General features: G+C 44.6%; 11 protein-coding genes and 1 pseudogene. 3 read left to right on the plus strand and 9 right to left on the minus strand.

Annotation, left to right across the window (positions count from 1 at the left end; translation table 11 throughout):
* Positions 1 to 155 precede the first annotated feature (155 nt).
* The 3 genes from CFT61_RS10920 to CFT61_RS10930 all read left to right on the plus strand — a co-directional run bounded on the left by CFT61_RS10920 (position 156) and on the right by CFT61_RS10930 (position 3756).
* Positions 156 to 1487, plus strand: a complete 1332-nt coding sequence (locus CFT61_RS10920) for a glutamate-5-semialdehyde dehydrogenase (protein WP_089544462.1) — start codon at positions 156 to 158, stop codon at positions 1485 to 1487.
* A gap of 57 nt (positions 1488 to 1544) precedes the next feature.
* Positions 1545 to 2507 (plus strand): acetylornithine carbamoyltransferase, encoded by a 963-nt coding sequence (locus tag CFT61_RS10925; RefSeq protein ID WP_089544463.1) that lies wholly within the window; start codon positions 1545 to 1547, stop codon positions 2505 to 2507.
* Between the two features lie 181 nt (positions 2508 to 2688).
* Positions 2689 to 3756 carry a Rid family hydrolase gene (locus tag CFT61_RS10930; protein ID WP_089544464.1) on the plus strand — a complete coding sequence of 356 codons (1068 nt, stop codon included), beginning with the start codon at positions 2689 to 2691 and terminating at the stop codon, positions 3754 to 3756.
* 18 nt (positions 3757 to 3774) lie between these two features.
* Here CFT61_RS10930 and CFT61_RS10935 read toward each other — a convergent pair whose 3' ends face one another.
* From CFT61_RS10935 to CFT61_RS10975, 9 genes and pseudogenes are all read right to left on the minus strand, one after another.
* Positions 3775 to 5268 (minus strand): TolB family protein, encoded by a 1494-nt coding sequence (locus tag CFT61_RS10935; RefSeq protein WP_089544465.1) that lies wholly within the window; start codon positions 5266 to 5268, stop codon positions 3775 to 3777.
* Between the two features lie 27 nt (positions 5269 to 5295).
* On the minus strand, positions 5296 to 7131 hold the full coding sequence (locus CFT61_RS10940) for a DUF6057 family protein (RefSeq protein WP_142990616.1): 1836 nt from the start codon (positions 7129 to 7131) through the stop codon (positions 5296 to 5298).
* Positions 7132 to 7193: 62 nt separating this feature from the next.
* The gene (locus CFT61_RS10945) at positions 7194 to 7862 is read right to left on the minus strand and encodes an HU family DNA-binding protein (RefSeq protein ID WP_089544467.1); all 669 of its coding nucleotides are present in this window, start codon (positions 7860 to 7862) and stop codon (positions 7194 to 7196) included.
* 389 nt (positions 7863 to 8251) lie between these two features.
* Positions 8252 to 9358 carry a PDDEXK nuclease domain-containing protein gene (locus CFT61_RS10950; RefSeq protein ID WP_089544468.1) on the minus strand — a complete coding sequence of 369 codons (1107 nt, stop codon included), beginning with the start codon at positions 9356 to 9358 and terminating at the stop codon, positions 8252 to 8254.
* Between the two features lie 130 nt (positions 9359 to 9488).
* Complete coding sequence (locus tag CFT61_RS10955) at positions 9489 to 10385, minus strand: Rpn family recombination-promoting nuclease/putative transposase (protein WP_089544469.1); 897 nt, start codon at positions 10383 to 10385, stop codon at positions 9489 to 9491.
* Positions 10382 to 10495, minus strand: a pseudogene (locus CFT61_RS10960) (type II toxin-antitoxin system YafQ family toxin); the annotation flags it as partial. The gene CFT61_RS10955 and the pseudogene CFT61_RS10960, both read right to left, overlap by 4 nt.
* Before the next feature lie 10 nt (positions 10496 to 10505).
* Entirely contained in the window at positions 10506 to 10763 is a 258-nt protein-coding gene (locus CFT61_RS10965) for a hypothetical protein (RefSeq protein ID WP_142990617.1), read from the minus strand.
* Positions 10764 to 10922: 159 nt separating this feature from the next.
* On the minus strand, positions 10923 to 11312 hold the full coding sequence (locus CFT61_RS10970) for a hypothetical protein (protein WP_142990618.1): 390 nt from the start codon (positions 11310 to 11312) through the stop codon (positions 10923 to 10925).
* Between the two features lie 21 nt (positions 11313 to 11333).
* Positions 11334 to 12578, minus strand: a complete 1245-nt coding sequence (locus CFT61_RS10975; protein ID WP_142990619.1) for a hypothetical protein — start codon at positions 12576 to 12578, stop codon at positions 11334 to 11336.
* Positions 12579 to 12599: the final 21 nt, after the last annotated feature.

Below are 12599 nucleotides of genomic sequence, written 5' to 3' on the forward strand. Positions count from 1 at the left end.
TTTTCGTATAACTATCCATTTATCTATAAAATCATCACTTTTTCTTGCATAAAGTTTGCAATTTCCAATATTTATGCTTACCTTTGCCGTTGTTAAGAGGGAACTCATAACACATTACCAAATATCTTATCATCAAATAAGAAAGGAAATAGCAAATGGAACTGAAAGAGACTTTCCAAAAAGTGAAGGCAGCCAGCAAGACACTGGGCTTGCTCAGCGACGAACAACGTAATGAAATCCTGCAGGCGGTGGCTGATGCTATCATCGCAGAGACTCCTGCGCTCCTTGCAGCAAACGCAGAAGACTTGGCGAAGATGGACAAGGCGAACCCGCTCTACGACCGATTGCAGCTCACAGAGCAGCGACTCGTGGATATCGCTTCGGATATGAGACACGTAAGTACCCTGCCCTCACCACTCGGAAGAGTTCTCAAAGACAAGACACTCGAAAATGGTTTGCACCTGCAGCGAGTAGCCGTTCCATTCGGAGTCATCGGCATGATTTACGAGGCTCGTCCTAACGTAACCTTCGATGTATTCTCGCTCTGTTTCAAGAGTGGAAACGCTTGCGTATTGAAGGGAGGAAAGGATGCAAACAACTCTAATACAGCAAGTATCGAACTTATCCACAAAGTGTTGATAAAGTATGGAATCAATCCTGATGTGGCAACTCTCCTCCCTGCTACCCATGAGGCTACCGGCGAAATGCTGAATGCCGTGGGCTATATCGACCTCTGTATTCCTCGTGGCGGAAAGAAGCTCATCAACTTCGTACGTGATACTGCCAAAGTACCGGTTATAGAGACCGGAGCCGGCGTGGTACACTGCTACTTCGACAAGGATGGCGACCTGGAGATGGGCAAGCGCATCATCACCAATGCCAAGTGCCGAAGAGTGAGCGTATGCAATGCACTCGACTGTCTGCTGATTCATGAAAGCAGATTAAGCAACCTCCCTGCTCTCTGCGAGGGTCTCGCCGAGAAACAGACCAAGATTCATGCTGATTCCAAGGCTTACGAGGCTTTAAAGGGACACTATCCTGATACCTTATTATATAAGGCAGAGGAAAGCGAGGCGAAAATGAAGGAGGCAGGTTTGCTGACTGCGGATTGCAAATCAGCAGGCTCAACAGAAACAGATGCCAACATGAAGAGCATCTGGAACACCGAATGGCTCAGCATGCAGATGGGTATCAAGACCGTGGCTTCGGAAGATGAGGCGCTCGAACACATCGCTACCTACGGAAGCGGACACAGCGAGAGCATCGTTTCCAATGATGAAGCTGCCCAGAAGAAGTTCCAGGCATTGGTAGATGCAGCCTGCGTTTATGTAAACGCTCCTACCAGCTTTACCGATGGTGCACAGTTCGGATTGGGCGCAGAGATTGGCATCAGTACCCAGAAGCTTGGAGCCCGCGGACCTATGGCACTAGAAGAGATTACCACCTACAAGTGGCTGATTACAGGAAATGGACAAACAAGGAAGTAAAGAGTGAAGAATTCAATAGCTTTATATTAGAAATAACAAATAAAAAACGAAATAACAATGAAGACATTCTTTAATGTTGAAGACCTTGGCGACTTGAAAGCAGCACTCGCCGAGGCACAGGAAGTGAAAGCAAACCGTTTCGGTTATCAGGAGTTGGGCAAGAACAAAACCTTGCTGATGATATTCTTCAATAATAGTCTCCGCACCCGACTGAGTACACAGAAGGCTGCGATGAACCTGGGCATGAATGTGATTGTGCTCGATGTAAATGCCGGTGCCTGGAAACTGGAGACAGAGCGTGGCGTTATCATGGATGGCGACAAGAGTGAGCACCTGCTTGAAGCAATCCCAGTGATGGGTAGCTTCTGCGACCTTATCGGTGTGCGCAGCTTTGCCGGTCTGAAAGACCGTGACTACGATTATGCCGAGACCATCGTCAACCAGTTTGTAAAGTACAGCGGTCGCCCAGTCTTCGCTATGGAGACAGCCACCGTTCACCCACTCCAGGCATTCGCCGACCTCATCACCATCGAGGAGCACAAGAAGGTGGCTCGTCCAAAGGTAGTCCTGACCTGGGCTCCTCACTGCCGTGCCTTGCCTCAAGCTGTGCCAAACTCATTCGCTCAATGGATGAACGCAGCCGATGTTGATTTCGTGGTTACTCATCCTGAGGGCTATGAACTCGACCCTAAGTTCGTGGGCAATGCCAAGGTAGAGTACGACCAGAAAAAGGCGCTGGAAGGTGCAGACTTCGTTTATGCCAAGAACTGGAGCTGTCCGGGGGTGAAAGACCCTGCACAGTATGGTGAGATTCTGAGCAAGGATATGAGCTGGACCATCGACGAGGAACATATGAGCTGGACCAATGACGGTTGCTTCATGCACTGTCTGCCAGTACGCCGCGGTCTGATTGTTACCGATGATGTCATCGAGAGCAAGAACAGCCTGGTGATTCCAGAGGCAGCCAACCGTGAGATTTCAGCCGAGGTTGTCATCAAGCGTATGCTCGAATCACTCTAAAGCAGGAAATAAGAAAAAGATAGGGGGAAGTAAAGGAAAACAAGCCTTTACTTCCCTCTTTTTCGTTCTATCCAGCCTGATCCTATCCCCATATCTAGGTATTTTTATCTTTTCATCCTGTCTATATTTTTATATCTCACATATTATCCGTACCTTTGCCGGCGAAAAAAAGAAAAACAAGATGGACAAGTACATAATACTATCACCAGAAGCTAAGGGTTCATTCAATGATCGCCTTAACTTTCTGTATCTAAAACTAGGTAACTTTCTCGATACAGAGAAACTGGAAAATCGTACCTTGCAATATTGTAAGGTATTCCTCAGCGACTCCCAGAACCAGATAAAAGAGTTAGAAGAATCTCTCCTTTATCAGGAATTTATGAAAGGCGCAAACCTCACTATCGTGGAACAGACTCCACTGAATGGCAGTAAGGTAAGCCTGCTGATCAAGACTACGGATGAAGCTACACCTATCTTATTCCACAGTCTTCGTCTTACAGAAGAGGAAGCAAAGGGAAAGGATTCGTACGAGCAGACCCATTTTCTCTTCAATAAATATCTGAAGACTATCGAAGGTACGGATATGACCATGGAACGCAACCTGGTTCGCACCTGGATATACGTCACCAACATCGATGTAAACTATCAAGGTGTAGTAGAAGCCCGCAATGACGTCTTCGACCAAGAAGGATTGACTGCCGACACCCACTACATTGCCAGCACGGGTATCGGTGGTGCCACTCCGGTACGCCACGCAGCTGTAGCCATCGACTTCCTCACCATCCCCCATATCAAGGAAGAGGACAAGAAGTATCTTCAGGCACTCGATCATCTGAATCCTACCCATGAATATGGAGTAGCCTTCGAACGAGGAACCCGGCTTACGCTACCTACCCATACTCTCCATCCAGAAGGAAGCCAGCAGTTCAAGCAACAATACTTCATCTCCGGTACAGCCAGTATCGACAAGCATGGAGATGTGGTCTATGAAGGAGACATCGTGCGCCAGACCGGCAGACTGCTTGAGAACATCGGCGCCCTGCTGAAAGATGGCGATGCCACGATGAATGATATCCAATACTTCATCATCTATCTGCGCGACATCTCCGACTATCATACGGTTGACAGACTGATGCAGCAGTTTTATCCCCAGATTCCCCGCATCATCGTGGAGGCTAAAGTATGCCGCCCCGGCTGGTTGATAGAAATGGAATGCATTGCTGAGAAGGAATCATGTTCTACAGAATAAGGAATTATAAAGATTCCGTTATCTAACCTTTGTCGGAATCCTCTTATCACTCATGATTTCATTTCCTGCCGCACGGGCATCCAGCTCTACTGGCTTCGAAGTGAAATCAGGGGTATTATAGGAATCCAGCAACTCATCGTAGTACTTTTTCGGATTGCGCTGAGGCAAAAGGAACGGCTTGCTTACATTGCCCTTGTCATCGATGCAGGCAAGATAAAGACGGGTATAGAGACCATCACCACGGCGGGATGTAAAGACAAACCAATGGGAATCCCTACTCCAGTTGTGCCAGCTATCTGTATTCCTGCTATTGGCAGCCGTCATTGGTCGCGCCTGTCCCGTCTTCAAATCCAGCAACCAGTTATCCGCTTCCTTATGCCAGATAGGGAAACAGCCATAGTCGCTCATCGTAAACATGATGTACCTGCCATCATACGAAGGACGTGGATGGGTGGCACTCTTGCCCAGTTCACGGGCATTGAAGATGGTATCCACCTGGCTGCCAAACTTACCCGTAGCGGCATCAAAACCTATCTTACAGATATTATACTTGATATCCTTGTAACCGCTTGGGATAGGTTCTGCCGTAGAAGAGCAGAAATAGAGCGTCTTGCCATCAGGCGAGAATACCGGATAAGTCTCATAATGGTCTTTCGTCATCAGGAGCGAATCCAATATCAGTTCATGGGTTGCTGGCTCATAGACGAAGACATCCGATGCCTGGTCGAAGACTTCGATGCGCTCATCCTTCACGGCATGGAAACTCTGATGGGTGGTATTGGTGCTATAAGCACAATACTTGCCCGATGGATGCCAATAAGGATAAACCATCGAACCCTTCAGGGAATCATTCTTAGCCTTCAGCCACTCCCGCTTGCCGTTCTGCGAAACCAAGGTAGCGCCATGGTCACCACGCACATGGAAGGTAAACTGGTCGGGATTTGTTCTGTTTGCCGTATGACAGTTGAGACAGGCACCCGGTGCTGCCGTGTTCTCAAGGATTGCCGTTTCCTCGAAATTACTCAAGTTGCGCTGATAGATGCCCAACTTGCCATACACCTCATAGCCTGGAGCGATGCGACGATAAGTCAAGCCCCAGTCCTTTAACTCGTAGGGGCTTACATATATATCGAAGTCCTGATACTTGAACCTTTCACCATTTTTCAATACAAACACAGAGACGGTGAGTTTTCCGCCCTTATTTTTTCTCAAGAAGTCGTGCCACTCCTCTACATCAAAGTCCGCATACTCTTTTCCGAAAGAAGAGATTTCCTCGATGGTCTTCGATCCTGCCACACTCACTAACATTTCATCTACATCGTCATCCGTCATATTGAAATTAAGCGGAGCGATGTTGACAGGAACTGTAACCCCGATGTAATCAGGGAAGATTTCAGGCAATTGTTTGATTTCTTTTGCCTCACTCCATGGTGAAGGATAGCAACAGGAATCGAGAGTAGCCATCCCCATCACAACCAACAGGACACACAACAGATATTTGATTGTTTTCATATCATTCCAGTATTATCATTCTACATTCTAATAAACCTCTTTCATTCCCTCCTTCTTCTTAGAAGCCTCATCAACCCCCTGCACCATCACATAGTGCCAGGCATTGGATACATACGGCTGCTGATCAAGCTGAGGATTCTTCGGATTCTGCATATAGAGCTGAATGAAGTTGAGCGTATTGTTCACGTTCTGTGCATCCACACTATATGGGATGGTACGTGGATCGCTATGTGTCTTCATCCAGTTGCCGATGAGAATCTCCTGGAAGGTACGTGGAATATGGTCGTAACCCACGAATCTGCCCAGCGGATAATACTGCATGAACTTCTCCATATCGCGCTGCAGGAGTTCGTAGCACATCAGATATTCGTATGCCATCTTATTATGGTTATCGTTCAGGAAGAGCAAGCCCAGCATCTGGTCAATCTCCCGGTCGCTGAAGAGGAAGTCCTGCTTCTTTTCGCGATACTTGCGCAGCTTGCCATAGATAGGATGCCGGTTGATAGCCTTCTCATTACCCAGCAGCGCCATGGTCTGGTTAGCCCAGTTGCTATAGAAGAGCGTCTTCTGCAGGCGGCGGAGCAGCTTGGCTGCTACCTTGTAATTACCGTTGATGATTTCGCACTCTATAATCCTTCGGGTCAATCGGGCACTCTTGCGATAATTCGGAATTGCCTCCTGAGCCTCAAACATATATCTTTCAGCATCATTCACCATACCCAGACGGAAGAAGATTTCTGCAGTAGATACCGGCGAAATCATATCACGGGTAAAGGTAGGGAACAAGCCCTCGCCTCCATTCTGATAGAACTCGAAAAGGCGGTCGGCAAGCATACCTTTCTGGCTCAAGGCAAGATTCACACACGAAACACTGAGCGGTGTGGTTGCCGGCTTCTTCTCTGCCTTCTCAATGATCTTATCCCACTGTTCGGTGCGAACCAGGAAATCATAATCTATCAGGTCGTAGGTCATCTCATCAAAAGATGCCTTGATACCAAACCATGAAGCCACAATCACCAATACATAGCTCAATACTATGACCACTTTGGATTGCTGCAACTTCTGCAAGGATTTCCGGTGGCATGGAATCATCCCCAGGAAAGGAATCACAACAGCCCATACCATCACAACAAAAGGCAACGGAGATACTGCACCCGGATAGCGATAATAATTAAGTCCGGCTAAGATGCGATACGTCGGATACTGCAGAGACTGCGTGCTCAGCAGGATCCAGGCTATGGTAAGCACAAGGATGCAGACTGAATAGCCTATTCCGGAAAGGATACTGTCCTTCTGCTGCGCATTCTTCAGCGTATCACCTATCATCAGGGCGGCATAAAGGAATACCACAGGACCCAGGAACCAATAAACCAATGCCGTGCTTACCAGTTCGAACACCACCTTTACCAACCGGTTGTGGAATCGGTTGTGAATCCATCCCATCAGCAGGGCTCCAAAAAGTGCAACCACAAAAGAAAGCAGGATGTTCTGGTCGCCCATGGCGCACCACAGGGCGATGCTTGGAAGGAAACTCAGGAGATAACCCGGGAAATCATGCTTGGCTCCATATTGCTTCATCAGTCCCCATACGGCAGTCTGAATGCCTATCAGGAGCAGTCCGATGATGGCACCACCCAATACTGGCATATAGTAGAACTGTACCAGAAACTCACTGATATAGTCAGCCAATCCTCCTGGCTGCACAATGCGCTCCAGGAAATAGTTGGTATCAAAGAGAAACATCTGATACTGTTCCTGAAAGCAGAGCCCTGCCATATAAGGCACAGCCCAGAACAGCATCACTGCCACGCCGAAGAGCAACGACAGCAGCGGTTTCCAAGTTTTAGTGATCAAATTATTCATTTTTATCAGGTATTAATTTTAATTTCCGTTTTCATTTCTCCTTTCACAGCTACGCTAAACTTCTATGGCTCAAGACGTTTAGTGTGAAGGGAGATTTCATTGTCTTTATTGTCTTCATTGCCTTTATTGTCTTTTGCCAGGAAATAGAGAGGAGCATTTCTTGCACCTTCCTTTACCAGAAGCCCTTTCTCCGTAAAATGCTTCAACCATTTCAAGGCTGTCTGCTGGCGCAAGGCGAAATGGTATTCCATATCGCGCCGGCAAATATAGTCATGCTCTTTTATAAAAGCCACAATCTTATCCCACAACTGTTCTTCGGTGTATCTGCGAGACTTCGTGGTATATTTAGAGCGTTCGAACCTTACCTGTCTAGCCACCTCGTTCAGTAATTCGGCAGTAGGTTTGAAGTTGATGTTACGCAAGCGGATATTATTACCTGTCACCTTATCCATGGATTTACCTTCCGGCAACTCCGTTGTAACAGACAGCGAGAGATAGCCCACTTGTGGAAGATAGAAACGGGCGCCATGAGAGAGCTCGGTCACGATAAGATCGTGCAGCGATGTCATTACAGCCTGCACATCACCCCTGGTAAGCGAACATGCTTGCTCTATATGCTGCTCTATCTGCTTACTTGTCATCGGTTCGTGGTCACGCAACCGGACAAATTTCTGTTCTCCACCTTCGCCCTTCGAGTTATGGATGGAATGGATTTCATACTTTATTGCCATAGTTTAGTATTATTAGCTGTTATCACAAGTATGTTATAAGGTACTAAGTACTAATGATATAAGCTTGAAGTTGCTGGACTTTCCGACGTGCGTCGAACGATGCACGTGCTCACATCGAACGCCGCACGCTCTTACTTCGTTCGATGCACGCACTCACACCGTTCGGTGTGAGACGCAAAGTTGACTTGTTATAAGCTCTCAGTTGTACAAACATACCCTGCTAAACCTACTTGTCTTACTGCATACAAAAGTACAATAAAAACTCGTAAACACCAAATCTTTTCAGCAATTATACTAGAAAGTACGGAAGAAAAGCAAAAAAGGTCAATTTCTGTTTACTAAAAGGCATGAAAAAGCCCCGACTGCAGAACAACAGCCGGGGGTTAGACTTATTTATACTTTTCAATTGATTTACCATCTAACGCAGCTTCCAACTCTGCTATAGTTGGAATAGTTCCTTCAACTTTTACAGGATAAAACTTTTCCAATTCATATTCAGATATTCCAATCGGCTGACTACTTGACTCTAAGGCATATTGTGCCAAAGTATTATCCTTACTTCTACATATCAGTAAGCCAATAGTTGGATTATCTTTTCCGGCCTCTCTGAGAATATGATTGACAGCCGTAACATAAGTACCGATTTGTCCAATGTCTTTTGGCTCAAACTTATCTATTTTAACCTCTATAACAACATAACAACGCAGTTTAAGATTATAGAACAACAAGTCTATGAAATTTTCTGTATCACCAATTTCTAAGCGATATTCTTTACCCACATAAGCAAAACCTGTACCCAGCTCTATCAAGAAATCCGAGATATTATTCAGCAACGCATCTTTAAGTTTACGCTCATTATATTTTCCTGTAATTTCTGCAAAACCAAAGCAATACGGATCCTTAGTTATCTCTTTAGCCAAATCGCTATCGATTTTAGGAAGGCTATGAGTAAAGTTATTCAACGCCTTACCTTGCCGTTCATAAAGTCCTGTCCCTATCCAATTCAAAAGCATAGAGCGACTCCATCCATTCTCTATGGTTTGAGCCACATAAAACAACGCTTTCTTCGCATCACCTTTCACTTTATCCATGATGACTTTATGATGTCCCCAAGGTATTTGAAAAACATCCTCAGTTTGGGAGTATACATTCTTCAAAGACCCATTCTCTATTTCGCCCCCAACCTGGGGGTGAATTATATATTGCTGAGAATAAAGCAAATAAAAGCGGCGGCAATATCTAAGGTTTGTAATGGAAAGTCCTTCAACACCAGGCAAGAGTTTTTGCAAATCCTTACTTAATTGAGTGATGACATATTCGCCCCATCGTTCCTCAACTTTCATTTCAACTATATCCTTTCCAAGTTGCCAATAAAATCGCAGTTGCTCGGTATTAACCTTTATCGCTGCTTTTATTTGGCTTCCACGATAACGAACAGCAATTTGTTTAACCCACTGTTTGTAATCTTTATCTAGGATTTTTAATGAATGCACCATTATACTATAATTTTAATATTGTAAGCGCAAAGTTACGACTATTTATCGTAACCGCCAAACATTTCGGATAATATTTTAGCATATCAAAAAAGAAAAGCCCCGACTGCAGAACGGCAGCCGGGGGTTAGCCTTATTTATTTTTTATTTCATCTACCAATTTTTCAACTTCCTCTAGAGGGAGCATGGTACCATCTGCAACTTGTTGTGGAGAAAGACCCATAGCAAGTAATCGTTTAGCGGTTTCTATTCTTTCTTCAGCGCGAACTTCTGCAAGACCTTCAGCATGACCTTCCAACATTGCATTTTCCAAGACATCATTCTGGATCATAATGGCATTGACATGCTCATCATAAGCATAACGTTCTGCATTCGACATAGAATAATATCTCAACTTCTCACGTGCCTCCTGCAAACCCAGAGCTTTGGCTTCAGGAGAGATGAAATCATTCTTTAGGTACTCTACCCATTCCTCGATTGGAGATTTAGCCACCTTATTGAATTCGTTTAAGCGAACCAATATATAAGTTGTGCCAATCTCTGAAGTCGATTTACTTACTATTGTATCTTTCTCCCTTGTGCTGATGATAAGATTATCTTTCGTATGCAAGCCCACAAAATTATTCTGTCCTACATAGATGTAGTCAGAACCTTTACCCAAGTCAAAGTACAAGATGCTGATGGAATATACCTTCTTTACCTCTTTGCAAGTATCGTTCAAATTGACCAACTCTGAGATAGCCTTGGGCACTCCATAAAATAAGCGTTCCAAATAATACAACCTGGTCATGTTTTGTATTTCAACAAGGATGTCTTCTCCGTTGCTATTTTTCGCCTTTATTTCCATACGATAGAACTTGTCGTCCGACAGGAGTTGATTATCTTCGTTTTCCAAAACCTCAACAATCTTAATCGGTTCACCTAAAAACACAGTCAAGAAACCCTCAAGTACTCCAAAGTTTGCCTTTTGGTGAAGTAAGCGAGAGACAGCCCAATCAAATCGAATGCATTTATCTCTTAATTCTGTCATTTCCTATTTTTACTAAACAATTCTGTATGAGAACCGAGCCTTAACAGCTCTATCATATCATCATCAATCCATATCAACAGATAATCATCTTCAATATGGCACTCCCATAATGAATCTGTTTCATTCTTTCATTAAATCAGCCATTAAATCATCCACGTTATCAAATACGTCTTTCTTTGCCCATTCTTCACCTCGCTTATATGCTTCCATATGAGCCTGGGCTTCACGAATAGCCGCTTTCGTTTCTTCATTTGGCTCATACTCCTCTCCTGCCTGACATTTCTTTGCCAAGCGGGCAACATAAGAATTAACCTTAGCCACAAATTCCTCCAGACTATAGCCTGCAGGAACGTTATACTGTAAATTAACTGTCTGCATAAAACTAAATTTTAGAACCGCAACAAAGGTACGATTATTTATCGTAACCGCCAAACATTTCGGATAATATTTCAGCATCGGGCACACAGAAAAAGCCCCGACTGTATCACTACAGCCGAGGCTTAGCCTAATTTTATGTTTTAATCACAACGATTTATCTTATTTTGGTTCAAACAATACATAACCTCCACTAGCATGGGAGAATTTAACTATAGAACCAACACCTATACCCTGTGCATTGATATGTGCTACATAATTAGAGGTGATTTCAACTACCTCATAAGAACCATTAGGTACTATAAAATACCATTTATCTACATATGTAACACTCCCATACAAAGTACAAATAACACCAGTCTCCAAATTTTTTAGTTTAACACTTCCACCAGACATCAGTGGATTTGACATAACTACAACTTTGGCACAACTGGCAGGAACTTCAACTTGTTGCTTCATTATGTAAGGTCCGCCATAGAAAGCATCGCTAGACTGAGCCATTGTTACAAGCATCATAAAAGAAGCTATTAGGAGAAAAAACATTCGTTTCATAAGCCACTTATATTTAAATCTTTACTTTGCCTTCTTCTTGAAGACATAGAACCATGCACAACCATTCTCTGGTAATTCTGCAGCAGTCAATACCAACTTATCATCGCTGGCTACCAATACATAATACTTCTGGAATACAGCATTGCCACCATTCACGTTTACACCCATAGGGATAACGAAGTTGTCATTGGTTGCAGTTGGGAATGAGATAGTACCCTTATCCCAGGTTGGATCCTTGTGATCCAATACACTTACAGAGATAGGAAGCTTAACACCATCAGAACCGATAGCCTGCTTGTTATTGATGTCGATAGTGAACCATGCACCGCTACCGTTACGGGCTACGCCACCAACCTTCTGACCAGCCTGACCATCAATATCAGCACCATAGTTTACAGCCCACCACTGAGGCTTGTTGCCACTACCGAAAGGACCATTGCCCCATACGCCACCGGCAGCTTCGTTCCATTCCCAGGTAGTAGTTCCATCACCATCTTCGCCACCAGAGAGATACTCAAGAAGCTCTGGCTTGGTAGTCAAAGTCTCTACGCCGAAAGAACCTGCTTTGTAAGTCTCCTGAGTGCCATCAGCCTTGGTATAAGTCAAGGTAATATTGAACTTACCTTCCTCAACAACCATCAGCTGATCGCCATTCAGAGTAGCTGTACCAACAGCCTCATCGGTGCCTTCCTTGGTAATTGCCCAGTTTGAAAGCACGCCGTTACCATTCTCTACAGTGAAGACATTACCCTTCTTGCCTTCCTTGACCTCCTGAATAACCTTTACCTTGCCTGCATCAAAAGCAGTACCGAACTGTACAGGCTGACCAGCGAACTCGCCTACAGTAGAAGTATAATTACCCTCAGATCCAGTTACGCAGAGACGCTTCTGAAGTTCTGCAGAGAGATAAGTAATCTCATCCACGTTCACCGTGAAATCCTTGGTAAAGTCAACAGCCACGTTCTTGCAGTGCATAGTAACGGTGTTGGCACCTACCTTGGTAACATAAATGGTATCGTATGCCTTGGAAGAAGTTACCGCACCTTCAACCAACTGGTCAACCGACCACTGGCTTGTGATAGGAGAATGATTCTCAATGATGATACGGTTGCTATTCTTACCATTCACCTGAACAGGTGTTGCCTTGGCATCTACGCTCTCAGCTGTTACATTCTCAGAGAAACCTGTGCTGCCAGAATCGGTAGAAGGATCACAAGAAGTATAAAGCAATGTCAGCATAGACAATGCAAAAAATATCTTTTTCATATACTTATTCATTTAAAAGAT

Source organism: Segatella copri (assembly GCF_002224675.1).
GTDB lineage: Bacteria > Bacteroidota > Bacteroidia > Bacteroidales > Bacteroidaceae > Prevotella > Prevotella copri_U.

What these genes read in the sequence shown, in the direction of transcription:
- CFT61_RS10920 (WP_089544462.1), top strand. Translation starts at nt 156, where the DNA reads ATGGAACTGAAAGAGACTTTCCAAAAAGTGAAGGCAGCCAGCAAGACA.
- CFT61_RS10925 (WP_089544463.1), top strand. Translation starts at nt 1,545, where the DNA reads ATGAAGACATTCTTTAATGTTGAAGACCTTGGCGACTTGAAAGCAGCA.
- CFT61_RS10930 (WP_089544464.1), top strand. Translation starts at nt 2,689, where the DNA reads ATGGACAAGTACATAATACTATCACCAGAAGCTAAGGGTTCATTCAAT.
- CFT61_RS10935 (WP_089544465.1), bottom strand. Translation starts at nt 5,268, where the DNA reads ATGAAAACAATCAAATATCTGTTGTGTGTCCTGTTGGTTGTGATGGGG.
- CFT61_RS10940 (WP_142990616.1), bottom strand. Translation starts at nt 7,131, where the DNA reads ATGAATAATTTGATCACTAAAACTTGGAAACCGCTGCTGTCGTTGCTC.
- CFT61_RS10945 (WP_089544467.1), bottom strand. Translation starts at nt 7,862, where the DNA reads ATGGCAATAAAGTATGAAATCCATTCCATCCATAACTCGAAGGGCGAA.
- CFT61_RS10950 (WP_089544468.1), bottom strand. Translation starts at nt 9,358, where the DNA reads ATGGTGCATTCATTAAAAATCCTAGATAAAGATTACAAACAGTGGGTT.
- CFT61_RS10955 (WP_089544469.1), bottom strand. Translation starts at nt 10,385, where the DNA reads ATGACAGAATTAAGAGATAAATGCATTCGATTTGATTGGGCTGTCTCT.
- CFT61_RS10965 (WP_142990617.1), bottom strand. Translation starts at nt 10,763, where the DNA reads ATGCAGACAGTTAATTTACAGTATAACGTTCCTGCAGGCTATAGTCTG.
- CFT61_RS10970 (WP_142990618.1), bottom strand. Translation starts at nt 11,312, where the DNA reads ATGAAACGAATGTTTTTTCTCCTAATAGCTTCTTTTATGATGCTTGTA.
- CFT61_RS10975 (WP_142990619.1), bottom strand. Translation starts at nt 12,578, where the DNA reads ATGAAAAAGATATTTTTTGCATTGTCTATGCTGACATTGCTTTATACT.